The sequence below is a fragment of the [Leptolyngbya] sp. PCC 7376 genome, assembly GCF_000316605.1.
Taxonomy (GTDB): Bacteria; Cyanobacteriota; Cyanobacteriia; order Cyanobacteriales; family MRBY01; genus MRBY01.
On record NC_019683.1, the window covers coordinates 4,589,793 to 4,615,017 of the forward strand.

A 25,225-nucleotide genomic window follows, 5' to 3' on the forward strand; every position below is an offset into this window, starting at 1 on the left:
TTATTACTTCTCGGCGTAGGCTTCTACAAAACTAGAGTCAAATAAATTGTCTAAATTTGCGGCTTCTGCCACTAAGCCCGCTTCAACCAGAAAAGTATTGATTTCATTAGCTGCATAGGTGAGGGAAGTCATACTTTCTTCTGTTGAAGAAAAAGCCTCAAGGTTATCTTCAATGCTGAAAATCGTTGTGCCGGCGTCGTACTCTTTGTATTCCTCGACGGTCACATTGGCGCGCTCAGCCATAATTTCAATAGCCTCGTCTGGATTCTCCTCGATAAACTCAAGGGTCGCAAACCAAGTATCAATCAAACCTTGAACTGCCTCAGGATTCTCATCAATCAATTCACGGCTAACCACAAGGTGATCCGGAATTGCACCAGGGAAATCAGCCGAAGAAATGAGCGTTTTGCTGCCTTCGCGCTCAAGAGCTTGGGTAGTAAAGGGGGCAAATGCACCAACAGCATCCACTTGACCCGCCACAAATGCAGCAGCAGCAGCACCTGTTTCTAAAGGCTTAATCTCCACATCATCTGAACCCATGCCTTCTTCTTCTAAGGCAAGCAATAACAAGAAGTGATCAACCGTACCTTCTTCAATGGCGATCGCCTTCCCTTTAAGATCCAGAACCGCATTAATTTCTTCGCTGACAATAATCTGGTCATTACCAGTGGAGTTGTCATTCACAAGGACAATCACTTGATCCGAACCTGCCGCCACAGAACTAATCGTGTCGTTCAGTGTTTGGGTATTGGCATCAAGTTGACCTGCGGCAAACGCATTAATCGAATCAAGATAACCATCAAACCAAGTTAGATTGACATCGACACCATTCTCTTCGAAAAGACCTTTCTCTTCAGCAATTTGCCATGGGAACCAACCGGGCCAAGCACTAAAGCCAAGGGTGACTGTTTCTGTCTCAGTCGTTTCAGATGTTTCAGTGGTGGTTTCTTCAGGAGTTGAAGTGCTTTCTTCGTCTACGGGAGTTGGTGCAGGTTGACAACCCGCAAGGGTAATCGCAGCCCCCGCAACAAATAATGCAGGACGCAATAGAACATTAGGCAGTTTTAGCATGGGGGAATAGATAGAAATATTTCGGGCGATCGCCTTGCTGAACCTTTATCTATTCTTAAACCCAATTACGCTGTAGCTTTTACTACATCTTTTTGCGCGCAAGCTTTTAGAACCCAGTCATACCAAGCATCTAAACCTTCTCCTGTTTGTGCGGAAACGGGGATAATTGTAGCCTGGGTATTCATTTGGCGCACATTGTCGATAATATTTTGAACTTTCACATTAAGGTGAGGCACGAGGTCAACTTTTGTAACTAAAAGACAATCTGCCTCTTGAAACATCACTGGATATTTCAGCGGTTTATCTTCTCCTTCCGTTACACTAAGTAATGCAACCTTTGCATGTTCACCTACTTCAAATTCCGCTGGACAAACAAGATTTCCCACATTTTCTACAAGCAATAAATCAAAACTTGATGGCTCATAATCATGTTCGAGACGATGCAAACCACCAGACACCATTTTCGCGTCGAGGTGGCAGGAACGACCTGTATTAATCGGAATTACTGGCACTCCGTATTGACGCAGGCGATCGGCATCTAGCTCAGTGGTCATATCCCCTTCAATGACTGCCATTGTTAGTTTTTCTTGTAATGCAGCGAGGGTCTTTTCCAATAAGACCGTTTTGCCTGCACCGGGACTGCTCATGATGTTGAGGCAGGTTAATTCCCATTTATCAAAATGTTCACGGTTGTGATCAGCGAGATCTTGGTTTGCGTGGAGTAGATTTACGCCGAGGGCAGCATCGAAGGTTTGGTGCATTTTTATTAATGTCTAATGAATATGGTGTGGTGGATATTGATCTGCGAAAAAATCTAAGTCAGAGATTTTGAAGTGGCAGAATATTCGATTCGATCGATTTTTAGTTCGCGTCCAGAGCGAATATCTTCCATCGGTTGGGCACAATCGGGACAGGCATATTGCAAACCAATGGCCGGTTTATATTCCTTTTGGCAAGGATGACAGTAGGCAACGAGGGGAATGTCCTCAATCACGAGTTCCACGCCATCCAGGAATGTATTTTTTGTTTGGGCAGTGAATGCAAATTCTAAGCTGACGGGTTCGACGCAAGTGAATTCGCCGACGATGAGATGGACTTTTTCGATAGTGACTGGTTCGGGTTGTGAAGTTTGCCAATCTTTGATCGTAAGGATCAATGCTTTGGTCATGTCCATTTCGTGCATGGAGACCGTTTACTCTAACTTAGTTGACTTACCCTTTTTTAGAAGCAAAAGCGACGCTTGAATTCTGAGTAAAGAGTATTGATGATTTTCGATGATAGCTTAGATTGCTCGTGACGAGTCATTCTCGTTCTGCCACTTCGTAGTTGATCTTTGCGGTCTAGAATCTTTAGGTTCTGTGCTGAATCACTCAGTCGCCCTTCTGGTGAAACCTTAGTCAATACATGGAGAAATGTCGCTTTCTGTACAGCACTAGAATCGCCTTGAATCTCCACCCAGCCATCACCGGAGAACTCAAAGTATGAACCATAACCAATCGCATCTTAAAAGAATCACGACTCCTGTTGCGTCTGATTCGCTTCACTTCTCCCTGCTCAAAATCCACTTAACTGAAGATTTCAGAAATGTAGCCACTATTTTTCTGAAATCTTCAGTTAAGTTGACAATGCCCTTACAATTATTATTAGAAGCATAGGGGGAAAACCTGGCTCAACATCACCAACATTCAGGAACCACCATGCAACCCAAAGAACAAATTATTAAGGAAATCGAGAACTTACCAGAACCCCTCCAGCGAGAAGCCCTTGACTTTATCCTGTTCCTTAAAGCTCGTTATAGCGAGTCTGAAGTTCCTGTCGAAGACAAAAAAAGAACTCTTGCCTCTCCAAAAGTCTTTGCCGTCGAGGCCACCCAACCGTCCCAGGAGCAAACCGAACCCAATCCAGCCCCATCAAAACCGATTCGCCCTCACAAACAAGGTAAACCCAAAGGACTAATTGTGGTACCTAATAATCCTCGCCAAAATTTCCAAGACTATATGGACTAAATCTTCTGAAGACTAATTGAGACGGCGATCGCCAACCGCAGTTTATGAACATTATCTGCATTCCAAAAAATCGGTCGTCTCTGGTGAGTCCAAATGGTCAAAAACACACAGCTTCCCAACCGATAATAACGACGATATCGCAGCATAAAGTAGGGTGGCATTGCCCACAAAATCAAATCAATTAACGAAATACAAAAAAACGAAAATAAGCAAATATGTAAACCAGATCAATTGACAGTACCAAGCCTTGAGTAAATTTATTTTTTAGAAGTCCAAGGGCAAAAGGCGTAGAAATTGCAACAAACGCCAATTCAAATCCAGCGACTATTCGGGCATGATGATTGATATCCCAGTAGGACAAGGGACTAATAAATTTGTAGTCGGTGAGCGGAAAAAAATGCCGATGGGCATCATCATGGTGCACCGGAATATCAAGCAAGGAATGACCAATCATGCTTGCAAAAAACGCAACTCCTAGCCGCCATTCGAAATAAATACTTAGCAGTAATCCGGCGATCGCCACGGGGAAAGAATGACCGAGACTTACCCAAAATTGCACAGGTGCAGAGAAATATGCCTCTGACCAAATCTGCTGTTCAGGCAATCTATAGATAAATTTAGCCACCGCGTAAAAGATGAAAATTGGAGCATCCGGCGCAATAGCTCCTAAGGTGATGGCGACATTGGCATTTGGCGCGACTGTGTTCCCCAGTAGAGCGAGATTGATAACGTAATGACTCGGCGTATTCATGGCAACAGGCTCAGCGAAGGGATATGTCTAAGAAAAATATGTCAAAATCCTAGCAGCACCCATTTTAGATTTTCTTTAGGTTTTATTTATGTGGCACTGGCGATCGCAGCCCCTCGCGGCACGGACTGGTTCCGAAATTTTTGCCAAGCTTTTTCAGAATGAGGCGATCGCCACCCTTCTCGAAAGTCCTTACCCAACCCCCAAAGCCTTTCCGCAACTCACTCGATTTTCCATTTGTGCGGGACGACCAAAAGGTGAAATTTTAACGCCAGAACTTGGTGAGATTTTACCAACCTTACGAGGATTATTGGACGAAAAACCAACGCCAAATACCGAGGTTGAGCACTTGCCATTTAATGGGGGATATTTGGGGTGGTTGGGCTATGACTTAGCGTGGGAAATTGAATCTTTACCCAGCAAGAATCGCGATGAATTGCCATTTCCGGTTGCCTATTGGTATCAGCCAGCATCCTTTGCCGTTCTTGATCACCAAAACCAAATTCTTTGGTTAGCTGCCATGAATTCAAAATCCTTAGATGAACTGGAAGAACAACTGCAACAACCTAATATTTCTATTCCTGATAGCACCAAGCAAAAAACTTTTCCTCTCGAATTTTTGAGCGATCGCCAAGCCTACACTTCAGCTGTTACCCAAGCGAAAAAATATATTCAAGCTGGAGATATTTTTCAGACAAACTTATCCTTGCGATTCCATACCCAAACAGAAACCTGTGGTTGGGATATTTACCAAAAACTCCATGAAATTAATCCCTCACCCTTCGCCAGTTATTGGCGATCGCCCTGGGGAGAAATGATTAGTTGTTCACCGGAAAGATTAGTAAAAAAAACAGACAATCTTGTGGAAACAAGACCCATTGGTGGAACTCGACCCAGAGGCCAAACCCCCGCCGAAGATAAAGCTTTAGGTCAAGAATTGTCGAGCAATATCAAAGAACGCGCTGAACATACGATGCTAGTGGATTTAGAGCGTAATGATTTGGGGCGCGCTTGCAAATGGGGCACAGTCGAAGTCGATGAACAATTTATTCTTGAGCACTATAGCCATGTCATCCATCTCGTGAGTAATGTCAAAGGTCAACTCGATCCCGCCCAAGACGAAGCTGATTTAATTCGCGCCATGTTTCCCGGCGGCACAATCACAGGTTGTCCAAAAGTTCGCTGCATGGAAATTATCGAAGAGCTAGAACCAGTACGTCGGAGCTTATTTTATGGTTCTTGTGGCTATCTAGATCAGCGCGGCAACCTCGATCTGAATATTCTGATTCGGACTTTGCTGCTGGTTCCCAATGAAGGCGATCGCCCAGCAGATGTTTATGGACAGGTGGGAGCTGGAATTGTTGCCGATAGCGAACCCGAAAAAGAATGGTTTGAGTCCTTGCAAAAAGCCAAAGCTCAACTGCAAGCTCTGCAACTAATAGACCCATAAAATCACAGCTTACATTCTGGAAGAACGACCTCCTTTGCCAAAGAGTTCAGAACTTGTTCTTTGCCAGGAATGTAGACAAACCACAACGATCTGATTATCATCGCCTTAAATTTTAACGTAGCTGATTTTTATGCAAGTCCCATTTCAGATGTGATTAGAAAACTAACTTTGATTACTTTCCTCAGGAGATCGCGAAATCACTCATGTAAGAAATAATCGCGAAACCATGCTTCAAGAAGTATTACAACAGCTTAAAATGTACTAATCACACTATTAGAAAGCGCCATGTACTTAAGCAATAAGGTTCCTTAAATAATAGAATTCGGTGGACGATGTTACCGATATGATCGAGATATTTAGTCTCAGACATTAATGATGTCAAAATCATGAAAACGTCGCTATGCAGCACTCATTTTGTCGCTCTTCAGTTGTTCAAATCAACACTTAGTCAGCTTTTGACTTTGTTGGTATTCATCCTTTTGACTTAATAGATAGAGAAGGTTGGCTCAGTTGAGTAATCATGGTTCATAAACTTTCTCTTTAGGTTTGGGAACTGAGACGAAACAATACTTTGGTTCCATCTAAAAACCTTTTGCCTTACATCAATAGAATTTTCATAAAAATGCGCCGAACAAGAAAAAAAATAAGTATTACGAACATTTATAAAGCGTTTTTCCTGCTTATAACGCTGATTAGTGTGATCAATTTAATTGTGTTCGTAGCCGGGCAAAAACGGGCGTCAGAAGATAACTATTGGGTGACGCACACCCATGAGGTAATCACTACCGCTGCCGATTTAGATAAGCAGTTGGTGGACGCAGAAACCGGGCAGCGAGGATTTCTGTTGACGGATTCGCCGGCATATTTGGAGCCTTACTATACAGGCAGGCAAGGAGGAACAGAAAAATTAAACCGGCTTAAATTTCTAACCCGTGACAACGATGCTCAACAGCAACGATTAGAAACAATCCAGGGATTGATGCAACAGAAGTTTGCGGAATTGCAGGAGACGATTGACCTGACAAACAGCGGAAAGAAAGATCAAGCTCTGGCGCTCGTCAAAACTGACGTGGGAAAGCAATTTATGGACGATATGCGTCCTATCCTTGACAACTTCATTGAAGAAGAGTCTTCTCTGTTGGCGAAGCGACAGGCGAAATACCAAGCGACAACGTTGACGGCTCAGATTTGGCATGTCTCTGAATTCATCATCGTCATCGTTGTCCTTCTGCTTGGTTTTATTAGCATTAATGCCAAGGTAGTCAAGCCGCTTGCTGCTATAGCTAAACTCTCACACCATCTGGCTCAAGGGAAAATGGTTGAATTTCCCAAGCATTCAGAAATCGAGGAAATCGATTACTTGATCCGATCATTTGAGTATATGGCTGGGGAGATTGAGTCTCGATCTGCAGCATTGGTTGATCAGAAAGAACAATTGCAACTGCGGGTTGACGAACAAACACTCGAACTAATCCAAAGCGAGAAAATGTCTTCCCTGGGGCAATTGGTTGCAGGTATAGCCCATGAGATTAATAACCCAGTGAACTTTATTCACGGCAACATTAATCCACTGACTGAGAACACCCAAAATTTAATTGAGCTGGTTGAACTTTATCAGGAGACCTATCCCACTGCATCCGTTGATATTGAAGAGAAAATTGAGGACATCGATCTGGACTTTTTGAAGGAGGACTCTCTAAAGATCCTGACTTCAATGACAGTAGGGACAAAACGCATTCGTCAGATTGTGATATCCCTCAAAAACTTCTCTCGTATTGATGAGGCAGAGTTCAAAGAAGTAGATATTCATGAAGGGCTTAACAACACACTGTTGCTACTAGAACATCGGATCAAGGCGACTTCTGACAGACCAAGAATTCAAATTGAAAAAGAGTATGGTGATTTACCCTTAGTGAAATGTTATCCAGGGCAATTGAATCAAGTATTTATGAATATTTTGGTTAATGCCTTAGATGCTTTAGATGAGCGCGATCATGATCGGCCTATAGAAGTGCTCGAGCAAAATCCCAGTACTATCAAAATTCACACTCAGCGAGTTGGGATTGATCGAGTGACGATTTACATTGATGACAATGGGCCAGGGATTCCAGAGGCAATTCGCCAACAAATCTTTGATCCATTCTTCACGACTAAACCTATTGGAAAGGGAACAGGCATCGGCATGTCCATCAGTTATCAAATCATCACAGAGAAACATGATGGCATTCTTTATTGTCAATCACTGGCCGATGGGGGAAGCAGATTTATAATTGAGATGCCGTGTGATCTGGAGCATTCTTCTGAAAAAGGCAGCAAGGAAGTAGACCGTTAAGACAAAGGAGTAAAAACTTTGATCATTGCCTCAAATCAAGTCTTCATACTCTCCCATCACCTTTCTTGCTTCACTTTCCTATATTTGCAAACTGCTCATCCAACCGATTAATAATGGCTATAACGATGAATACGGGGATTTAACTTCTCCTCGACAACAGTATCTTCGCGCAAAGCATCACAAATAGCGGAGGTATCTTCTGGCGTAAGACGACAATACCAAGTTTCATCGGGCACAATTCGAACAGTTGGCGCAACGCTACATTGTCCTTGGCAGCCTACTGGATAAGCATGACAATTTGACGGTAGAGGCTCATCCTGAAACTTTGCTAAGATCTCAGCTGATTGTTTGGCTGCGCAGGATGTATTTTGGCATACAAGAATGCGGCGATCGCCTTCACGGAGAGGACTATCAACTTCAATGATCGGTTTGGGCATATCAGCGCGGACGGGAATTTACAGTACTGTTTCTGTCATGACGACTAAATCGATAGATCGAGCCAAACAAAAGCTTATTTAATTATAAAGAATTTCAGATCTGCTCTACAGAACTTCAAACATGAAGAAGCCAGATCCCTTACTAGTAGATATTGTGTTTTTCCTATAAAAAATTGTCCCCACTCAACCAGTGAGAACAGCAATTTCATGACATGGTGTCAATTCACCAGATCATGTCATCAATGATATTTACATTATTGTTAGTAATTGAACTCTTAAACAACACTGATGACTGAATGTTTATAAAAAAATAAGACCATAGTTATGATTCTTGCCATACTACTATGATCTATTTTGTTAGCTGAATTAAGTTGATGAAATAAAGGCTCGTCCTAAGACAATCTTTACTCATCACCTGGTTCGAGAATACGTTGGAAAAGATAGCCAGTTCCACGCGCAGTCAAAATCAGCTCTGGATTACTCGGGTCATCTTCAAGCTTGGCTCTGAGTCGCGAAATGTGAACATCCACAACACGAGTATCCACATGACGTTCAGGGGTATAGCCCCAAACTTCTTGAAGGATTTCTGAACGGGAGAAAGGTTCACCAGATCGGCTAACTAATAGCTCAAGTAGGCTGAATTCCATACCTGTGAGGCGGATGCGCTCATCACCTTTATAGACTTGACGCTTGTTGGTATCGATACGAATAGAACCGACGTGAATGACGCCAGAACTAGGAATACCAGTAATCCCATTCTTGTCAACGCGGCGCAGTACAGAACGAATCCTTGCTTCTAATTCCTTAGGAGAGAAAGGCTTCACGACATAATCGTCGGCCCCAAGCTCCAAACCAGTAATTCGATCAGCAACGTCACCAAGAGCTGTGAGCATAATAATAGGGACATCGGACTCTTTACGGAGTTCCTGGCAGACGCCATAGCCATCGAGCTTCGGCATCATGACATCGAGCACAACCAAATCTGGATCTGCGTCTGTAAAGGTTCCTAATGCTTCTTCGCCGTCGGCTGCGGTGACTACCTCGTAACCAATCATGGAAAGACGAGTTTCGAGGATACGTCGAATGCTCGCTTCATCGTCAACGACGAGAATTCTTTCTTTATGATTTTCCAAATTCTTTCACGCTCCTTGTTGACTTTAGGTAAGTGATGTTGAAGTTTATTAATTAAAGTTCTCTTGCTATAAGAATATCGCTTTACTGAGGTTTCATGGGGGCTTAGGGGGCATTTTTCGGGGAAAAAAGTGTTTTTTTAAGATTTATTTTGGAATGTCACTCTTTTTTCGGACTTTTAGCGCGATCACACCGTATTTTTTTTACATTTAACTTAACAATTCCATGGCAAAAGCAAAGACGGTTCATGTTTGTCGAGAGTGTGGTGCTGAAGCGCGACAGTGGTTCGGAAAATGTCCGAGCTGTGGAGTTTATGGATCACTACAGGAAGAAATTCGCGAAAAAGCAACTTCCTCTGGAGTAAATCGCAGTTGGCACAATAAACCTTCAGCGAGCAAAAGGAAATCTGCAACGCCAAAGCCACGAGTTGCACTGAAGTTTAATCAGATTGATACGAGTCAACAGTTACGGTTTGGTTCAGGTTATGGGGAGCTGGATCGGGTGCTCGGTGGTGGGATTGTGCCGGGTTCTCTGGTGTTAATCGGTGGTGACCCGGGTATTGGAAAATCAACGCTGTTGTTGCAGGTTGCTTATCAGCTTAGCGAAAATTTACCGCGCATTCTCTATGTGTCGGCAGAGGAATCTGGTCAACAGATAAAATTACGGGGCGATCGCCTCAAATCAGCGGAGGATAATCCTGAGGAAAATCTCTATATTCTGACGGAAACTGGCCTCGAAACAATTTTGTCGGAGCTGGAAACACTACGGCCTCAAGTGGCGGTGATCGATAGTATCCAGACGTTATATTATTCGTCCCTCAGTTCTGCACCCGGTTCAGTGTCCCAGGTAAGAGAATGTACGTCAGCTCTGATGCAGGTAGCAAAGCGGGAAAATATTACGCTCTTTATTGTGGGTCACGTCACAAAAGAGGGGGCGATCGCCGGGCCGAGAGTTTTAGAGCATTTAGTAGATACGGTGCTTTATTTTGAGGGCGATCGCTATGCTTCTCACCGATTATTACGGTCAGTGAAAAATCGTTTTGGAGCAACCCATGAAGTCGGCATTTTTGAAATGTGCGAGCAAGGTTTAGAAGAGGTCTTAAATCCTTCAGCATTATTCCTCGGCAATCGCGAAGAAGAAACCCCTGGCACTGCAACGGTTGTCGCTTGCGAAGGAACTCGCCCATTATTAGTGGAATTGCAGGCATTAGTTAGTCCCACCAGTTATTCTTCCCCAAGGCGCTCCACAACTGGCGTGGACTATTCTCGGCTCCAGCAAATTTTGGCTGTCCTCGAAAAGCGGGTTGGTATTCCCCTTTCAAAATTAGATGCTTATGTCGCAGCGGCAGGGGGATTAACGGTCTCAGAGCCCGCCGTTGATTTAGGGATGGCAGTGGCATTAGTCGCAAGTTTCCGTGATCGCATGGTAGATCCAAAAACAATTTTGGTCGGAGAGGTGGGTTTAGGGGGACAAGTCCGTCCGGTGTCACACCTTGAAACTCGTCTCAAAGAAGCAAAAAAACTAGGGTTTACGCGAGCCATTATCCCAAAGGGACAAAAACTTTCTGAGGAGAATTTGGGAATTGATTTAGTGCCTGTTGGTCGTGTGCTGGATGCAATTGTGGCGGCTCTGCCAACAGCTTCTAAACAAAATTAGTACAGCATTAATCTTTAAATATCGCCTGATTGCGACCCGCAGCTTTAGCGGAATAGAGAGCTTGATCAGCATTATCAATTAATTGCTCATAATTACCCGTTTGCGTCGGAATAGTTATCCCAACGCCAGCGCTAATGGTCACCACAGACGCTGTGGGTGATTTGGAATGGGGAAGTTTAAGATTTTCGATAGCCTCAACAAGATCATTGGCGATCGCCTGGGCGTAGGACTCAGTGGAATCAGGGAGAAGCAATACAAATTCTTCGCCGCCATATCTTGCCGCCATATCCGTTGTCCGTCGTGCCGCAACAGCAATCACCTTTGAGATCCGTTGCAAACAAATATCTCCCTGCAAGTGACCATAAAAATCGTTATAGGCTTTGAAATGGTCAATATCAATAAAAACGAGTGCTAAAGGTGTTTGCTTCCGCAAGGCTCTGCCCCATTCTTTTTCAAGGGTGAGATCAAACATTCGACGATTAGGGATACTCGTCAGCGAATCAATGTATGACAGTTTTTTGAGCTGATTATTGAGCTGTAGAATGCGGTGTTGGGCTTGTTGCAAGTGGGTAATCTTTTGACGAAATTTCCCCAAAAACCACATGGCGATCGCCAAGAGTAATGCCAATGCAATCCCAAAAATGAGGATCAATTCGGCAATAATATTTTGGTCAGGAATACCATAGGATTTTGATAACTGTAACTCCGCAGCGACAAGTGCTTGCCAGAGAGCGACAGTAACTACAATGCCTGAGACCCCCGCCACCATCGGCAAAAATAGTAATGGGAGCTGACGCAATCTCCGGAGACTGATATGCAAGATTACGACAACGAGTAATAGCCCCACCAAGATAAAGCCAATCGATGTATGGAGCGCCATATGGGTTAACTGTGCCCAACCGTAGGCTGTTTTTACACCAGACAAATAGCCAAGCAAGGCAACAAAGCCTAGACCCATTACTGAGGCCCCAAAAGTAGAGGCGAAAAAGACAAAATTCAGTGTCAGTTTACGGCGAAGAATGAGGAGAATTGATAAACCACTCAGGCAAAAATTCAAAGCTGTGTTGGGTGCCATTCGACCTGGATGGGAGGTGGCGACATCAATGTAATGATCGATAAAGAATTCATCGATGCCAAAATCCATCTGAAAAATATATTGGGTCAAAGTCAAAAAGCCTAGCAGCAAGGTTGAGCTGCCACAAACTTTGGCGATCGCCTGCTTTTGGTAGTTGAGTGCCCACAATGACAGACTGATCAAGCAAAATCCCAAGGCCGTATTAAACTGCATCGGCACATAGGCTGGACTAATCTGAATTAAACGAGGGTAGCGAGCAAACCAACCCACCATCACCATCATGCTCAGCAGGAATAGGATTGCAGCTCCCACATTCACCAGCAGCTTACTAGGGGAATCGACACCTTTCACCATGTCCAAAAACTTAGTTAAAGGTGTGAAACCCCTACGAGCCTGAGGCTTACCTTTATTTTTTGCAAGTTGTGGCATCAATCATCATCAGCATTCATCGCGGTCGTTCCTTGAAAGAGCATAAACAAACCGCTGCCAACGATTAGTAAAGCGGAAATACCCATCGCAATATCTAGAATTTCCATAGTCGTTAATTTTAAATATTTTTAATAAATATTTTTACAATTTGGGCTGGTTAATTTTAGTCGAAAAAAAATTTAGGACGATTCCCCAGATGCAGTTTCTTCATCTGGTGCTAGCAAAGACTTAATCCCTAATAACAACAGTCCTATGGCAATCATGCCAAATACAGCCGTTGCCATAGTACAAATACCCATCAGGAGTGTCCTTACTGTAATGGCAATTCTCATGGCAACAGTATTCCCTGTGGGGGGATTATTTGCGAAATTGATAATGACATTACGTGTGACAAGGTAAGCGGCAAAGGACATGCTGCCGGCAACGGCTGTCCCAGTCCAGCAGCGTAAGGGACTGGGTAAGACTTCTGGGATTTCTTCTTGTTTGGAATCGGTGATTTCGTCGTTCATAGGGCAGGGAACCGCTCAAGTTTATTTTCGTGCAGCTATTTTACGATCCCCTGTGGCGATCGCCCTACATAGCAGACTCATCGGAACCAGTATCTGTCGCCTCAGTTTCCGATTCAGTCATGCCGTCTTCTTCCAAGTTTTGTGGTGCTGAGCCACCTTGAATAAAACCAAACTCTGCAAACTCTTCCATCAATACCTGCTGCTGAATTTCGATCATTGTGGGAGTGACTTCTTCACCAAACAACTGCATCGAACGTTGGGTCAGCTGCGGATAAATTTCAGCGGTTTTCTGGCCAGTGGGTGTTTTATAAAAAGCGATTAAATCAGCGAGTTCTGGCTCTGAAAAATATTCGTCATAAAGCTTCAGATCAATCTCCTGTTGGACAGCAACGAAGTCAATTTTTTCCTGCATCAAGGTATACATCCGATCCATGATGCGCGCAAAGGTTTCATCGAATACTGCGGTCATGGCAGGGTCAGCGTCTTCTCCAAATAAGCCTTGACTCATCACGCTGGCTTGTTCTTGCATCTGGCTCATCATAATGTCGAGCACTTGGGTCGCATTTTCGTCGCGTTTGGTGAGCACTCGTAATTCATCGATCAAAGCCAATTTTTCCGCCGAGATAGTTTCAGGGTGAATCGGTTCGGATTCGGCAAAGACGCTAATTGGTGCCAGGGAAACAGAAAGGGCGATCGCCGTGGACGCGAAGAAAGATTTCAACATCATTTTTTAAAGGAAAGACTATTACTGTTTTACACAACTTCAGGGGGAGCCGGGGTTGCTACGGAATGTTTTGTGATTTCGATATAAATATGTTCGAGCTGGACAGGCTGCCGAGAAATAGAGTCGAGGGGAATCCCGTCAAAAATATCGAGAATTTCTTTGAGTTCAAGTTGGTCGGGTAACCAAAAAGCTAAGTCCCCGCCATAATTTCGTTTCGTAAATCCAGCTGCCTCTCCTCGGGTGATCGCCGCATCTTCTGCATCGGTGCGAAGCAACACAATTTCTTTGGCGGGAATCATTTTGCGTAGCTCTGGCAAGGTTCCCTCGGCAACAATTTGACCACCTTTCAGGACTCCGATTCGTTGGCATAATCGTTCTGCTTCATCCAGAAGATGGGTTGTCAGCAAAATCGTCATACCGTCGGCACGCAATTGTTGGATTAAAGCCCAGATGTCATAGCGGGTTTCGATATCGAGTCCGGTGGTCGGTTCATCAAGGATCAATAGTTGCGGATTATGCACTAATGCCACAGCCACATTCATCCGCCGTTGCATTCCACCACTCAGAGATTCAACTGGAGAATTGCGGCGATCGCCTAACCCCACCGCATCCAAACAATAATCAATACGCTTGTCACAATTTTTGCCGCGAATCCCATAGATTTTGGCAAAAAATCGGAGATTTTCGGCACAACTCAGAGTTTTATATAGGAGATTTTCTTGGGGGGCTACACCAATAATTTTTTTTGTTGCTTCGGAAACCGACTGACCCGCAATCCGAATTTCACCGCGATCGCCCTTGAGTAAATTGCAGAGAATATTGATTGTGGTGGTTTTCCCTGCACCATTTGGCCCCAACAAACCATAAATCTCTCCGGCTTGGATATGCAGCGTTAAGCCTTTGAGGACCTGTCGTTTACCGTAGGTTTTTTGAAGGTTATTAATCTCTAACATCAATGCTCACTAGAAGATCCTACGGTTAGTCTAGCGTCTACTCTTCAAGCATTAACCAACTTATTTCCTCCAAGTCCAATCGATAAAAGCGACATTCCTGTAGACATGCGATGAGTTATCGCTCCTTCATTTGAGTTTGGAACCGCCATCAAATAATTAACCCCTACAAAAGATCTTGCAGGGGTTGCGATGAAGACTAATTTTCGATCGGCTTCATCCAGAATTTAAGATTATCGACTTGGTCTATGCCATCGCAGTGGACGAGCAGGCAATTCGAAAACCAATGGCATCGGATTTATCGTCCTGAGCATGGGTGTCACGGAAAGCAGACCGACAGCCCCAGGAAATAAAATCCCAAGCGCCGCCACGTAGAACTCTTAGCTCACTAGAATTCGTAACGGGAGTTTGATTTCTAGGCGTTTCGTAGTTATCTTCCCAGCTGTCTTCACACCATTCCTGAACATTTCCATGCATGTCGTACAGCCCAAAATCATTAGGGGGATATTGACCGACTTCAGTTGTTCCAGCCAACCCAGGTATTAGCCATTTAGCGACTGTTATTGCCACATCAGCTACATAACCTTGCATCAAGTTCCCCTGTTGCTTTGTGAGTTCATCGCCAAAAGAATATTGAGTATCTGCTCCTGCACGGCAAGCATATTCCCATTCCGCCTCACTTAACAGGCGATATTTTCGGCCACTCTGCTCAGAAAGTTTTTGGCAGAAAGCTTGGGCATCATCCCAACTTACTCGCTCAACTGGATGGAAACCACCTTTTTTGAATTTGGATGGATTTATGCCCATTACCGCTTCATATTGCGACTGGGTTACCAAATATTGACCGAGATAGAACGCCTCAGTTATCTCAACCTGATGCTGAGGGTATTCATTAACACCAGCATCAGAGCTGCCCATCATGAAGCTTCCTTTAGGGATCCGGATCATATCGAGCTTCACTCCATCCCCTAAATCCTCAGTAAAAGATTGAGGTAACTCATCCCGAAATTCCAAGCTTTTAGAAATAGCTGGACTCTCTTGTTCTGGGTGGTTCAGTCTGAGTTGAAGCATGATTTCACCTAGGTAGATATTCTCTACTACCTAGTATCTAATGTTGATACAAAATTCATAAGTGAAATCACTGAATTTTTAAGCTTGTCTTTATGATCGTGAAATATCTTTTCAGAAAAAATACTGAATGATTTATGAATGTTTCATGAATATTTTTTTTGAAGGTTAAAAGATCAAAGCCCTACTGAAAATCCTTCTGTGATAATTACCTTGCCCATCAGTTTCAGTACCGAAAAATATCTGGCAATCAAAATCCGAAGCTTTATCTTTTATCATCTCGATAGCTTGATTGCTGAGAATAGAGGCGATCGCCCAGCTCTACTGCCTCCAAACAATAATCCATACGTTTGTTACAGTTCTTGCCGCGTAGACCATAGATTTTCGCGAAGAACCGCAGATTTTCGGCACAGCTCAGGGTTTTGTAAAGGAGATTTTCTTGGGGCACAACACCAATATTTTCTGAGAGTTTCAAGTAAGTAATGCTATAGCAAAATGGAGTGAGTCGTTTCCTTGGAAGTCTCGCTATGACAATTCACTGCCCCCAATGTAATGCTCAAGACATCATCAAAAGTGGATTCGCTAAAAATCGTCAACGATTTAAGTGTAATCAGTGCAATTATCAATTTACAAGCTTTTCTAAAGAGCGGGGCAAGCCTCTCTGGATGAAATTAGAAGCTGTATTGATGTATATGAGTGGTATGTCCATGAATGCGACAGCCAAGATTCTCGGTGTATCAGCTCAATCAGTGCTCAATTGGGTAAGAGATTTCGGTGAAGCCAATTATGAAAAGCCCACTCCTGAGTCTGCTGTCGTGGTGGAGCTAGATGAGCTATGGCATTTTATCCAAGAGAAAAAAACAAACTTTGGGTCTGGAAAGCATATGACCGTAATACTGGGCGACTCATTGACTGGGAATTGGGAAGTCGTGATAGTCGAACTTTAGGTCATTTACTAGAGCGGTTCTCGCAATGGCAAATCACTGTCTATTGCACCGATAATTGGAAACCCTATCAACAGCTATTAGAGAATCACCCAGATGCTTTTCATGTCATTAGCAAGAAAGAGACAATAGCAATTGAGAGAAACAACTCAGACAATCGCCATTGGTTTGCTCGGTTTCATCGCAGGACGAAGGTCGTCTCTAAATCAAAACACATGGTGGACTTGAGCATGGCACTGTTTGCGAAATTTAGAGTGAATGGAAGTATTGAGCTACTGCGCAATTGGCGTTTAACATTACTCTCTTGAAACTCTCTTTTTTTCTAGTGAAACCTATCTTCTTCAACATTCTGGAGATGGTACGACGACTCACTTCACCAGGCCACAGCTCTGCCATTTCTGCTTGGGTTTTGTCTGCATGCTGTTGCACAAAGCTTTTGAATACTTCCAAGTCTGTGATTTTATGACCATAGCCTTTCTGATACCCTGTTTTCGCGCTGTAGCTCCCTGTTTCTTCTAAACATTGTTTCCAAAGGTAAAGACTATTGCGACCAATATTGAACATTTCACAGACATCTTTTTTGGGGATACCTCGCTCCACGGCAGCAAGAGCTTTACAACGTAGGTCCTCGCTATAAGCAACTGGCATTTTTACTTCACACAACTCCCATACTACTCCCTCAACCAACTGGCCATTGCTATAGATGCCATTTATAGCAGTCGCCAGATAGATTAAACTCCATAATGGTTTTGCAGACAGACTCAGAATTGAGGTTCACATGACGTATTAAACTAAATGGCTACTGCTATATCTGCTGGCTTAGCTCGCTTACGACGAAGGTGGTTGGCAGAGGTTTGAGCAAACTTATGACACCATTGGCGGATAGTTTCATAAGTGATATCAATGCCGCGGTATTGCATCATCTTTTGGACATCGCGGTAGCTCAAGGGAAATGTGTAGTAGAGCCAGATGCAATGGCAGATGATCTCGCTGGGATAGCGATGTCTTTTGTAGCAATGATTCATTGACTCATCTGACAAAATCCTTGTCGTGAAAACCTTTCACTTAACTTGACAGTGCCGCTTTTATGCCTTGGTTGGGAGTTTTCGGACTAATGTCTTGGGTTTTAAGTCGCGAACTCAATGCTCTCAATCTGGGTGATAATTTAGCGATAGGCCTTCGTCTCGAATGGCAACGGGGATGGCTACTATAGCAGGCAAGGAGTGGGTTAAGACAGAATAGGATAGAAGCAATAAACATAGATGCCATGCCTGCTCCCCATAGTCTTGATTTACGCCTAAAAGCTGTTGCCGCCTTCGATAAAGGTGAACGAAAAAGTGATATCTGTCGCTTCTTTGGTATTAGCCGAAATACGCTAGACCTGTGGCTGAAACGACGAGAGAAAATCGGTTCAGTCGCTCCGAAGACAGATTACCGTCGAGGCCCTCAACCGAAGATTAATGATCTAGATGCTTTTCGTGCTTTTGCAGAGAAATATGGGCATCTAACCCAGAAGGAAATGGCGGAGAAATGGCCAGAGTCTATTAGTGATGCATCCAGACGTGAAGCTCTACGGAAAATTGAATTTACTCGAAAAAAAAGACCTATCGATATCAAGAGAGAGATAAAGAATTAGAAAAAGCATTTGTGGCACAACTGAAGCAGTATGTCCAAGAACGACTCGTATATATCGATGAAAGTGGATTTGATAATACCTTAGATTATGGGTATGGCTACTGCCATAAGTCAGAGAGGTTTATCGCAGAGAAGTTAGGTCATCGTACAGAACGAGTTAGCGTGATTGGAGGATGGCGAGAGGGAGAGCAGATAGCACCGATGGTATTTGAGGGCTATGCCAACAGCGCCTTAGTTTGCCAATGGGTAGAGGATTGCTTAGTGCCAGAGTTGATTCCGGGTCAAATTATTATTCTGGATAATGCCAGTGTTCATCCAAAGGAAAGAATACAAACATTGGTGGCGAAGGCAGGATGTGAAGTGATATTTTTGCCACCCTACTCACCACACCTGAACAAGATAGAGAAGTTTTGGGGGAGGTTAAAGAAGGAGGTAAGTAAGCTCATCAAGAAGACTGAGGATTTGTTCGATGCCATCAGAATAGCCTTCTGTTCTATGTCCTAACCTTCTCCTTCGCTGCTATATTTTATGCCGTGGCATTATCTGGTGCGGCAATCGCCACAGCTGGTAGCATTGGATTTGTAGGTTTGATGGCTCCTCATATCGCTAGGCATTTAGTAGGGCCATCTCATGAAGGACTGTTACCGACAGCTGCATTAACAGGTGGCATAATCGTCGTGGTTGCGGATCTCATCAGACGTTTGCTCTTTGCACCAATTGAACTTCCCTGCGGCATCATTACTGCAATTGTTGGTGCCCCTTATTTTCTGTATTTACTGATTCGTACCTGGCGTTAATCCTCAAATCCAAAATCAAAAAAGTACTTTTAAACATCAAATTTCATGCACTCCCCAACCCTCACTGACATGCCACAGGCGATCGCCCTCACGACTCGCAAACTTACCATTGCGTACGATAGCAAAATAATTATTGACGAGCTTGATTTAGCTATTCCCAAAGGAAAAATCACAATCCTTGTGGGTCCTAATGGTTGCGGAAAATCAACACTTCTCAAAGGCCTGGGACGTTTACTCAAACCACAATCCGGTGTTGTTTATCTTGACAGCAAATCCATTTTCAAATTACCAACCAAAGCAGTGGCAAAACAGTTGGGTTTATTGCCCCAAAGCCCTACTGCCCCCGAAGGCTTAACCGTTAGAGAGTTAGTTGCTCAGGGTCGTTATCCTTATCAGAGTTGGATACAACAATGGAGTGCAGAAGACGAGAAACAAGTTGAACTTGCTCTTGCCGAAACCGAATTACAAGAGTTGGCAGGTCGTGCCGTTGATAGCCTATCAGGAGGTCAGAGACAACGAGCATGGGTTGCGATGACTCTGGCCCAGAATACTCGAATTTTATTGCTAGATGAACCCACAACTTTTCTTGATTTAGCCCACCAAATCGAGGTTTTAGACCTACTCTATGATCTTAACCAACGGGAAGGCCGCACTGTCGTTATGGTTTTACATGAACTCAATCAAGCTTGTCGATATGCGGATCATATTATTGCGATGCGATTAGGGAAGGTCTATGCTCAAGGTGAGCCCCATAATGTGATGACAGAAGGATTAGTGAAAACAGTTTTTGGTCTAGATTGCCGTATTATTAAAGACCCTTTGGCAGGGACACCACTTTGCATTCCAATGGGTCGTAAAGTAGCGACACTAGAACATCAGCATTGACAAAAATAACAAGCTTTCATCTCTACGAAGTCTTCGTAGAGTGAACAGACAAACGATTGTTCATCCATAGATATTTTCAGCTTCTCATTTATCTAATTGATAAGTTGAGTATTGCGGTAAAAACTTTAGTTCAATTTTTTGTCCAGCCTTTGGAGATTGAGATGCAGTCATTACAGATGATTTTTGTTCAACACGAGCACGGTAAGTACTATTATCTGTCTGAGTTGGAGTTGAAAATTTGATTTCGACTTCTGCCCAAGTGGCTTTATTTGTCCATTGATCTAATAGCAATTGAACAGGTTTTAAAGGAATAAATCGAGCAATCGGATAAATTAAACGCTGCATACCAGTTAGTCCACCTTTACGGAGGGTTTTACCAGAACGTTCGTAGGTCAGCCAATCCCAACCATATTTTTGCCAAAGCTCACGCTCAACAATTTGTTCAAATTTATTTAATCCTGACCAGCCACGATAGTTATTTTTTACCTTAGTGACATCACCTTGACGGGCAAGAATTTGATCTATTTTGTCATTGGTGAGATGTCCCCAGTATTGTCCACTGGGAAGCTCAATCAAAGTGGGAGCAAAGCGATGTCCTCCAAAATGGCTACATCGCCAAACTCTAAGCTCCGGTGTTTTTTTGGTAGAGAGATGAGTTTGAATGGCATACTCAGAACGGATTTTTTTGTAGAGTGGATAGCCAAAGCGTGAACAAGCTGCATCAACATTCCCATGGGTACAAATCAGTATTTCTCGGATATGATCAGTCGATTGCAAATATTGTTGATATTGATTGAGGTTATGAGATTTCCCTCCAATTTTTCGCAAAATCTCTTGTGTCAATGAGGAACTTTCTGATTCGGGCAGAATATATTCATATTTCTCGAAGTTTGCAAATAGAATTTTGGGACGACGATAGTATATTACTCGTACTTCATCAGGAGAAGAGTAAGTTTTATCTGGGGAAATTAGTACAGGTCGGAGTTTAATACCTTGTTTCAGAATGAGTGTTCTAATAAGTTTGAGTAGTGGTGCAATTTTAGGATCTTCTGTAAATACTTGGGCTGTCCAAGGCTGAGGTAATTCAATAATTAACCAGTGATCTACAGTACTTGCAGTTCCGATCGGATCTTCGTCAGCAACTTTAGAAACAACAGAACAAAATTTGCAATCTTTGAAAGTTTCAATAGCAGGATTTTCTTGGACTTGCATAGTATTTTTTCCCAGGAACAATAAATATAGGCTATCGATACCAGTATTGAGTATTTGCGAGCTCACAAAGCTAATAGAAGTGAACTTTTCTGAGATTCAAAAAGCTGATTTTGATAGAATTACAAGTTTGAAAAATCAGTAATCAGGAATGTTGGTTTTGAATACAATAATTAAACGAATATATTGGCGAGCTATCAAAAGCCAAAAATTAATTTATATAATTCTAATCAAGAAAGAGTGATTTTTTTCTTGTTTGATGTATGATATTCAATCTAAACTTTCTTTAGATAAAATATATTTTGACAAATCATCTAAGACTAAATTGGCAGACATAATGCCACCTGAGCTTGTCCATTCAGAATCACTTACAGCGTAGGCATTTCCTTTTTGTACGACTCTTAATTTTTGCCATAAAGGATGTTTAAGCCATTGATTTTTCATTTCATCACCATTATTTTCTTCATTATCAAAGGTAAAATAGAAAAGATAGTCTGCATCTAATATATTAATGCTTTCTATATTAATTTCCTTCGCAAAATCTTGTACCTCTTGAGCATTGGGACGATCTAATCCAGCTTCTTTAACAAGTTTTCCTGGAAAAGATTGGCTGAAATAGACTCTAGTTGTTCCAGGTAAAAATCTGACGAGCGACACGGTTGGTGGATTATTTCCTAACTTTTGCTTGAATTCTTCAATTCGTTTATCCCATGCCAACATTAATGAGGTTGCTTCGTCCTCACGGTTAACAGCTTCAGCATAAAGTTTTAAATTTTCTTTCCACGTTGAACCAATCGTTTCAGAGAATATTGTTGGGGCGATCGCCTTTAATTTTTTATAAATACCTTTTTGTCGAATTTTCGAGCCAATGATCAAATCTGGCTGTAAAGCAACAATACTTTCGATATTGGGCTTTAACTCATCACCTACTGTAGGAACATCATCTAACTGATCACCTAAATAGTCATAATAAGGGTCACCTTGCCATGATTGCACTGCTCCAATTGGCATGACTCCTAATGCTAATAGCATATCTGTCCCTTCATTAGTGAGAATCACCACTCGTTGTGGTTGCTCTGGAACAATAGTTTCACCCATTGCATGTTTTACTGATCTGCCTGATTGGACTTCCTCAAAAGACTGTTGATTCTCTATTCCATTCCTAGGCTGTGGCGCACAGCTGCTGACATAAACTAACAGAAATAAAATGACTCCCAGAGCTAATGAGATAAAGCGAAAAGCAGAAAATATAGATTTTTTTTTCATTATGCAGCTCCAATTAATAATTACGGACTACTTTGACGCAAAATAAATATTTTTTTATTCAATCAACTTATTTTTCAAACTCTATTCAATAGATTATGGAAGTTTTGTGATATCTCTATTAATGTAAATAAATGTAGAAAAACAAAATCAAAAAGAGCTCGAGAAGTATTTCTGAAATATTCTTTTCTCTTTTTGATTTTCAATTATCTTGAAATAGTAAAAAACATTAATTTACCAATCAAAACCGTACTTTAAACTGACAGTTGTTCCTTGACCCGCATATTGATTAAAGCCACCAAATGCTTGGGCTGTAATTGGGAAATAATCAGTATTGAAAATATTTTCAATACCGAGCTGGAATGTTCCAAAATCTGTTTCATATTGACTAATAAGATCGGCAGTTACATAGCCATCTACAGATTGGAAAATAACCCCATTTGCTTCTGCATCGCGATCGCCAACGATATTCACTTGAAAACGATTTTGCCACTTATCAGTAGGACTAAACTCTACAAAGCCAGTTAACTTAAGTGGTGGAATGACAAAGCTTGAACTATCTGTATCAAAATCACCATCAAAATCAGTATCACGCTCACCTTGAGTGAGGGTCAGTGTGCCACCAAGCGCGACCTGATTACTCACTTGAGCACGTAAATCGGCCTCGAGACCATAGACTCGCAGCGGATCACGAACAATATCTAAAAGACTTGTTGTACCAAAAGTTGATCCTAAATTAGAAAAAGAATAGAAACCAGTCAAAGAAGCCTGAAATTTGTCCCAATTGCCACGGATACCAAGTTCATAACTATCAACTTTTTGAGCTTCTGGACGCAGATCTTCCACATTAAAACCTGGCGCAGCAGTACGAAGAACTCGAGCAACATCAGCAACCGAGAAACCTTGGGAAAAATTACCAAAGAGACTCACTTCATCATTGAAAGCATACACTGCACCAACATTGAATAATGTCGCGTCATAGTCTAAGGCACCGCCACCAACATCAGCTCCAAGGATAGTTGTGAAATCATCAAGTTCAATGCCGATAAATTCTTGACGAATACCACCACTAATATTGAAGGAATCACTCACATCCCAATTTAGCTGAGCAAATAAACCAAGCTCACTCTGCTGTAATGGCGGCGATAAAATACTTATGCCAACAGGATTAAAGACTAATCCATTGCTAAAGAAAACCGCTGCTGGATCAAAAATATCAACTGGTTGTGATGTGTCTTCATAATCATAATCAACACCCCAAAGCACCTCTAAACTCTCATCTTTGGAGAGAGGGGTTTCAATATCTAGGCGACCTCCAATCTTTTCAGATTCAACCTCTGATTGAATTGGCAAGAAATTAAAAGGAGGACTATTTACAGGTTGAGCAAATGGATAGAAGCGAGTGGAATAGTCACGGTAATAGAGTTGACCATCAAGTCGGCTACCCAAAATATCTTTGTTTGTATAAGCGAAGTTAAGAACAATATTTTCTGTATCTGGTTGATCCGGTAACTCCAAACCAGGAATAGCAGTCGCTCGTTCTAATGTGGGGAAGAAATTCTGGAAAGTTAGACCAAGATCAGAATCTTGACTGTCATTGTAATAGTTGAAATTAAACTGAATATTCTGGGTTTCACTAATGTCATACCCGATTTTAGCGGCAAGATTGAGTGTCTCAACATCACCTAGGCCACCTTGAAGGGTTGGTGTCGGAGGAATCAGATCTCCATTAGAGTCGTAGAGATTATTACTGGTCGTTAAAGATCCACTCGCAGCATAACTCAATTTATCTTCTGAACCAGAGATTGACTGGGATAATGTATACCCAAAACTATTATCAAGTTCGGTCAGAGAGAACTTCGTGCCAATCTCCGTACGCGAGACAAATGGCTGACCTGCCCCACTTTTGGTAATGATATTGATAATACCGCCCGTCGCACCATCTCCATAAAGCGCACTCGGACCCCTAATGATTTCAACTCTTTCAATTGCGCTTGGATCAATAGTACGTAGATCTCGCTGGGCATTGCGGTTTGTGCTTTGAGGAACGCCATCAATGAGCACGGAGATATTACGGCCACGTAGTGTTTGGCCAAAATTACTGCTTGTTTCTGTCCCTGTTGACAAGCCTGGAACAAGTTTACCGAGGATAGTGGAGAGGTTTGAGTTCAGTGCAGTTTGACTCTCGATTTCTTCGCTTGAAATGACAGTGACTGAGCGTGGTACCTTGTCTGGCTCTTCTTCTGTTCGAGTTGCTGTGACGATGAGCTCCAAGTCTTCATCTTCTAGATCATCGGGCAGAATTTGAACGACAAGTCCAGTTCCATCGGTAATGACATCGACGAAAGGTGCGAAACGTGAGCCTTCGATTATGAGACGCAAAATGTTGTTTGGCTGTTGGCTAAAGGAAACACTTGCTATGCCACGATTTGGCTCGGACAACAAGGATTGTTCGAGTATTCCATCAAGCTGGGCATTCAGAATCTCAATAATGAGTTGGTTGCCTTCTACTGTTTCTGTTACATCGGCGATCGCCACAGGACTGATTAGCTGAATTTTCAATCCAGCTTCTGTTTCTAAAAGCTGAATATCGGTGATGGGCTTTTGGGCATTGACCGCTGGCGCAAGAGCCACGACAACACTACTTGCCATACCTAGACCGCAAATAAGATTTTTCAACGAACTCTCCACACACTATTTATTGCAATTGATATGCATTAGATATGAAGGTTAAGATAACAATATAGAAATTGTCAAGATGCATGGAAAGCTAAATGAGTTTTATAGCGGTAATAGAAATCATCTCCACTGACAATGGCATGTATAGCGAATATTTTTTGTATAAAAACCTAGTGCATTAGACAGGGTCGCCAATCAGATTTTTCCCTTATATATCAATGGTTTAA

25 protein-coding genes and 2 pseudogenes are annotated in these 25,225 nt (G+C 42.6%); 8 read left to right on the forward strand and 19 right to left on the reverse strand.

Going from position 1 to position 25,225, the window contains the following annotated elements:
- Window positions 1-3: 3 nt before the first annotated feature.
- The 3 genes from LEPTO7376_RS20580 to hypA form a co-directional block, all read right to left on the reverse strand.
- Window positions 4-1,071, reverse strand: a complete 1,068-nt coding sequence (locus tag LEPTO7376_RS20580) for an ABC transporter substrate-binding protein (protein WP_015135970.1) — start codon at window positions 1,069-1,071, stop codon at window positions 4-6.
- A gap of 65 nt (window positions 1,072-1,136) precedes the next feature.
- Window positions 1,137-1,832, reverse strand: coding sequence for a hydrogenase nickel incorporation protein HypB (gene hypB, locus LEPTO7376_RS20585; protein WP_015135971.1), 696 nt, complete (start codon window positions 1,830-1,832; stop codon window positions 1,137-1,139).
- A 53-nt stretch (window positions 1,833-1,885) separates the two neighbouring features.
- A complete protein-coding gene (gene hypA, locus LEPTO7376_RS20590) occupies window positions 1,886-2,254 on the reverse strand; it encodes a hydrogenase maturation nickel metallochaperone HypA (protein WP_015135972.1) in 369 nt (122 codons plus the stop codon).
- A 514-nt stretch (window positions 2,255-2,768) separates the two neighbouring features.
- Between hypA and LEPTO7376_RS20595 the strand changes: the two genes are divergently transcribed.
- Window positions 2,769-3,077: a DUF2281 domain-containing protein gene (locus LEPTO7376_RS20595; RefSeq protein ID WP_015135973.1), complete on the forward strand. Its 309-nt coding sequence runs from the start codon at window positions 2,769-2,771 to the stop codon at window positions 3,075-3,077.
- Here the strand turns inward: LEPTO7376_RS20595 and LEPTO7376_RS26660 are convergent.
- Both LEPTO7376_RS26660 and LEPTO7376_RS20600 read right to left on the reverse strand, forming a co-directional pair.
- A complete protein-coding gene (locus tag LEPTO7376_RS26660; RefSeq protein WP_160148535.1) occupies window positions 3,074-3,238 on the reverse strand; it encodes a hypothetical protein in 165 nt (54 codons plus the stop codon). The genes LEPTO7376_RS20595 and LEPTO7376_RS26660 overlap by 4 nt on opposite strands.
- Before the next feature lie 20 nt (window positions 3,239-3,258).
- Entirely contained in the window at window positions 3,259-3,828 is a 570-nt protein-coding gene (locus LEPTO7376_RS20600) for a hypothetical protein (RefSeq protein ID WP_015135974.1), read from the reverse strand.
- Window positions 3,829-3,916: 88 nt separating this feature from the next.
- Here LEPTO7376_RS20600 and LEPTO7376_RS20605 point away from each other — a divergent pair, with 88 nt between their 5' ends.
- Together LEPTO7376_RS20605 and LEPTO7376_RS23995 are read left to right on the forward strand one after the other, a co-directional pair.
- Window positions 3,917-5,275 carry an anthranilate synthase component I gene (locus LEPTO7376_RS20605; RefSeq protein WP_015135975.1) on the forward strand — a complete coding sequence of 453 codons (1,359 nt, stop codon included), beginning with the start codon at window positions 3,917-3,919 and terminating at the stop codon, window positions 5,273-5,275.
- A gap of 571 nt (window positions 5,276-5,846) precedes the next feature.
- The gene (locus tag LEPTO7376_RS23995; RefSeq protein WP_225901140.1) at window positions 5,847-7,607 is read left to right on the forward strand and encodes a CHASE3 domain-containing protein; all 1,761 of its coding nucleotides are present in this window, start codon (window positions 5,847-5,849) and stop codon (window positions 7,605-7,607) included.
- A 107-nt stretch (window positions 7,608-7,714) separates the two neighbouring features.
- Here LEPTO7376_RS23995 and LEPTO7376_RS20615 read toward each other — a convergent pair whose 3' ends face one another.
- The gene (locus tag LEPTO7376_RS20615; RefSeq protein WP_015135977.1) at window positions 7,715-8,044 is read right to left on the reverse strand and encodes a ferredoxin; all 330 of its coding nucleotides are present in this window, start codon (window positions 8,042-8,044) and stop codon (window positions 7,715-7,717) included.
- A 404-nt stretch (window positions 8,045-8,448) separates the two neighbouring features.
- Window positions 8,449-9,177, reverse strand: coding sequence for a response regulator transcription factor RpaB (rpaB, locus tag LEPTO7376_RS20620; protein WP_015135978.1), 729 nt, complete (start codon window positions 9,175-9,177; stop codon window positions 8,449-8,451).
- A gap of 223 nt (window positions 9,178-9,400) precedes the next feature.
- Between rpaB and radA the strand changes: the two genes are divergently transcribed.
- Window positions 9,401-10,831 (forward strand): DNA repair protein RadA, encoded by a 1,431-nt coding sequence (radA, locus tag LEPTO7376_RS20625; protein ID WP_015135979.1) that lies wholly within the window; start codon window positions 9,401-9,403, stop codon window positions 10,829-10,831.
- A 7-nt stretch (window positions 10,832-10,838) separates the two neighbouring features.
- Here radA and LEPTO7376_RS24000 read toward each other — a convergent pair whose 3' ends face one another.
- The 7 genes and pseudogenes from LEPTO7376_RS24000 to LEPTO7376_RS29305 all read right to left on the reverse strand — a co-directional run bounded on the left by LEPTO7376_RS24000 (window position 10,839) and on the right by LEPTO7376_RS29305 (window position 16,061).
- Window positions 10,839-12,335 carry a diguanylate cyclase gene (locus tag LEPTO7376_RS24000; protein ID WP_015135980.1) on the reverse strand — a complete coding sequence of 499 codons (1,497 nt, stop codon included), beginning with the start codon at window positions 12,333-12,335 and terminating at the stop codon, window positions 10,839-10,841.
- Window positions 12,336-12,514: 179 nt separating this feature from the next.
- Window positions 12,515-12,808 carry a DUF3082 domain-containing protein gene (locus LEPTO7376_RS20635; protein ID WP_398339592.1) on the reverse strand — a complete coding sequence of 98 codons (294 nt, stop codon included), beginning with the start codon at window positions 12,806-12,808 and terminating at the stop codon, window positions 12,515-12,517.
- Window positions 12,789-12,863, reverse strand: a pseudogene (locus LEPTO7376_RS29300) (hypothetical protein); the annotation flags it as partial. The gene LEPTO7376_RS20635 and the pseudogene LEPTO7376_RS29300, both read right to left, overlap by 20 nt.
- Window positions 12,864-12,908: 45 nt before the next feature.
- Window positions 12,909-13,571 (reverse strand): DUF2059 domain-containing protein, encoded by a 663-nt coding sequence (locus tag LEPTO7376_RS20640; protein ID WP_160148536.1) that lies wholly within the window; start codon window positions 13,569-13,571, stop codon window positions 12,909-12,911.
- Window positions 13,572-13,597: 26 nt separating this feature from the next.
- Window positions 13,598-14,521, reverse strand: coding sequence for an ABC transporter ATP-binding protein (locus LEPTO7376_RS20645; protein WP_015135984.1), 924 nt, complete (start codon window positions 14,519-14,521; stop codon window positions 13,598-13,600).
- 243 nt (window positions 14,522-14,764) lie between these two features.
- On the reverse strand, window positions 14,765-15,589 hold the full coding sequence (locus tag LEPTO7376_RS20650) for a formylglycine-generating enzyme family protein (RefSeq protein WP_015135985.1): 825 nt from the start codon (window positions 15,587-15,589) through the stop codon (window positions 14,765-14,767).
- A gap of 262 nt (window positions 15,590-15,851) precedes the next feature.
- Window positions 15,852-16,061 (reverse strand): hypothetical protein, encoded by a 210-nt coding sequence (locus tag LEPTO7376_RS29305; protein WP_041764255.1) that lies wholly within the window; start codon window positions 16,059-16,061, stop codon window positions 15,852-15,854.
- 52 nt (window positions 16,062-16,113) lie between these two features.
- On the opposite strand from LEPTO7376_RS29305, the gene LEPTO7376_RS26055 reads away from it, so the two are divergent.
- Window positions 16,114-16,838, forward strand: a protein-coding gene (locus LEPTO7376_RS26055) for an IS1 family transposase (protein ID WP_315861544.1) whose coding sequence is annotated in 2 segments (ribosomal slippage) — window positions 16,114-16,438 and window positions 16,438-16,838 — 726 coding nt in all. Because the reading frame shifts where the segments join, the coding sequence is not laid out codon by codon here.
- On the opposite strand, the gene LEPTO7376_RS20665 is transcribed toward LEPTO7376_RS26055, so the two are convergent.
- Together LEPTO7376_RS20665 and LEPTO7376_RS26665 are read right to left on the reverse strand one after the other, a co-directional pair.
- A complete protein-coding gene (locus tag LEPTO7376_RS20665) occupies window positions 16,780-17,178 on the reverse strand; it encodes an IS630 transposase-related protein (RefSeq protein ID WP_173391199.1) in 399 nt (132 codons plus the stop codon). The two genes, LEPTO7376_RS26055 and LEPTO7376_RS20665, sit on opposite strands and share 59 nt — an antisense overlap.
- Before the next feature lie 143 nt (window positions 17,179-17,321).
- Complete coding sequence (locus tag LEPTO7376_RS26665) at window positions 17,322-17,555, reverse strand: hypothetical protein (protein WP_216700264.1); 234 nt, start codon at window positions 17,553-17,555, stop codon at window positions 17,322-17,324.
- 242 nt (window positions 17,556-17,797) lie between these two features.
- On the opposite strand from LEPTO7376_RS26665, the pseudogene LEPTO7376_RS29310 reads away from it, so the two are divergent.
- The 3 genes and pseudogenes from LEPTO7376_RS29310 (at window position 17,798) to LEPTO7376_RS20685 (ending at window position 19,847) form a co-directional block, all read left to right on the forward strand.
- Window positions 17,798-18,669, forward strand: a pseudogene (locus tag LEPTO7376_RS29310) (IS630 family transposase).
- Complete coding sequence (locus tag LEPTO7376_RS20680) at window positions 18,654-18,962, forward strand: iron chelate uptake ABC transporter family permease subunit (protein ID WP_264309039.1); 309 nt, start codon at window positions 18,654-18,656, stop codon at window positions 18,960-18,962. Before LEPTO7376_RS29310 ends, LEPTO7376_RS20680 begins: the two are co-directional and overlap by 16 nt.
- 45 nt (window positions 18,963-19,007) lie before the next feature.
- Window positions 19,008-19,847: an ABC transporter ATP-binding protein gene (locus LEPTO7376_RS20685; RefSeq protein WP_015135987.1), complete on the forward strand. Its 840-nt coding sequence runs from the start codon at window positions 19,008-19,010 to the stop codon at window positions 19,845-19,847.
- An 84-nt stretch (window positions 19,848-19,931) separates the two neighbouring features.
- Here the strand turns inward: LEPTO7376_RS20685 and LEPTO7376_RS20690 are convergent, their stop codons facing one another.
- The 3 genes from LEPTO7376_RS20690 to LEPTO7376_RS20700 all read right to left on the reverse strand — a co-directional run bounded on the left by LEPTO7376_RS20690 (window position 19,932) and on the right by LEPTO7376_RS20700 (window position 24,971).
- Window positions 19,932-21,059 (reverse strand): sucrase ferredoxin, encoded by a 1,128-nt coding sequence (locus tag LEPTO7376_RS20690; protein WP_015135988.1) that lies wholly within the window; start codon window positions 21,057-21,059, stop codon window positions 19,932-19,934.
- A gap of 267 nt (window positions 21,060-21,326) precedes the next feature.
- Window positions 21,327-22,322, reverse strand: a complete 996-nt coding sequence (locus tag LEPTO7376_RS20695; RefSeq protein ID WP_015135989.1) for an ABC transporter substrate-binding protein — start codon at window positions 22,320-22,322, stop codon at window positions 21,327-21,329.
- A gap of 231 nt (window positions 22,323-22,553) precedes the next feature.
- Complete coding sequence (locus LEPTO7376_RS20700) at window positions 22,554-24,971, reverse strand: TonB-dependent receptor (protein ID WP_160148537.1); 2,418 nt, start codon at window positions 24,969-24,971, stop codon at window positions 22,554-22,556.
- Window positions 24,972-25,225: the final 254 nt, after the last annotated feature.

Coding starts and splice junctions, on each gene's coding strand:
- LEPTO7376_RS20595 (WP_015135973.1), top strand. CDS start 2,769: ATGCAACCCAAAGAACAAATTATTAAGGAAATCGAGAACTTACCAGAA.
- LEPTO7376_RS20690 (WP_015135988.1), bottom strand. CDS start 21,059: ATGCAAGTCCAAGAAAATCCTGCTATTGAAACTTTCAAAGATTGCAAA.
- LEPTO7376_RS20580 (WP_015135970.1), bottom strand. CDS start 1,071: ATGCTAAAACTGCCTAATGTTCTATTGCGTCCTGCATTATTTGTTGCG.
- hypB (WP_015135971.1), bottom strand. CDS start 1,832: ATGCACCAAACCTTCGATGCTGCCCTCGGCGTAAATCTACTCCACGCA.
- LEPTO7376_RS20665 (WP_173391199.1), bottom strand. CDS start 17,178: ATGCCAGTTGCTTATAGCGAGGACCTACGTTGTAAAGCTCTTGCTGCC.
- LEPTO7376_RS20600 (WP_015135974.1), bottom strand. CDS start 3,828: ATGAATACGCCGAGTCATTACGTTATCAATCTCGCTCTACTGGGGAAC.
- LEPTO7376_RS20640 (WP_160148536.1), bottom strand. CDS start 13,571: ATGATGTTGAAATCTTTCTTCGCGTCCACGGCGATCGCCCTTTCTGTT.
- LEPTO7376_RS20645 (WP_015135984.1), bottom strand. CDS start 14,521: ATGTTAGAGATTAATAACCTTCAAAAAACCTACGGTAAACGACAGGTC.
- LEPTO7376_RS24000 (WP_015135980.1), bottom strand. CDS start 12,335: ATGCCACAACTTGCAAAAAATAAAGGTAAGCCTCAGGCTCGTAGGGGT.
- LEPTO7376_RS20700 (WP_160148537.1), bottom strand. CDS start 24,971: ATGGCAAGTAGTGTTGTCGTGGCTCTTGCGCCAGCGGTCAATGCCCAA.
- LEPTO7376_RS26665 (WP_216700264.1), bottom strand. CDS start 17,555: ATGAATCATTGCTACAAAAGACATCGCTATCCCAGCGAGATCATCTGC.
- LEPTO7376_RS20685 (WP_015135987.1), top strand. CDS start 19,008: ATGCACTCCCCAACCCTCACTGACATGCCACAGGCGATCGCCCTCACG.
- hypA (WP_015135972.1), bottom strand. CDS start 2,254: ATGCACGAAATGGACATGACCAAAGCATTGATCCTTACGATCAAAGAT.
- LEPTO7376_RS26660 (WP_160148535.1), bottom strand. CDS start 3,238: ATGCCACCCTACTTTATGCTGCGATATCGTCGTTATTATCGGTTGGGA.
- LEPTO7376_RS20650 (WP_015135985.1), bottom strand. CDS start 15,589: ATGCTTCAACTCAGACTGAACCACCCAGAACAAGAGAGTCCAGCTATT.
- LEPTO7376_RS20695 (WP_015135989.1), bottom strand. CDS start 22,322: ATGAAAAAAAAATCTATATTTTCTGCTTTTCGCTTTATCTCATTAGCT.
- LEPTO7376_RS20605 (WP_015135975.1), top strand. CDS start 3,917: ATGTGGCACTGGCGATCGCAGCCCCTCGCGGCACGGACTGGTTCCGAA.
- LEPTO7376_RS20615 (WP_015135977.1), bottom strand. CDS start 8,044: ATGCCCAAACCGATCATTGAAGTTGATAGTCCTCTCCGTGAAGGCGAT.
- radA (WP_015135979.1), top strand. CDS start 9,401: ATGGCAAAAGCAAAGACGGTTCATGTTTGTCGAGAGTGTGGTGCTGAA.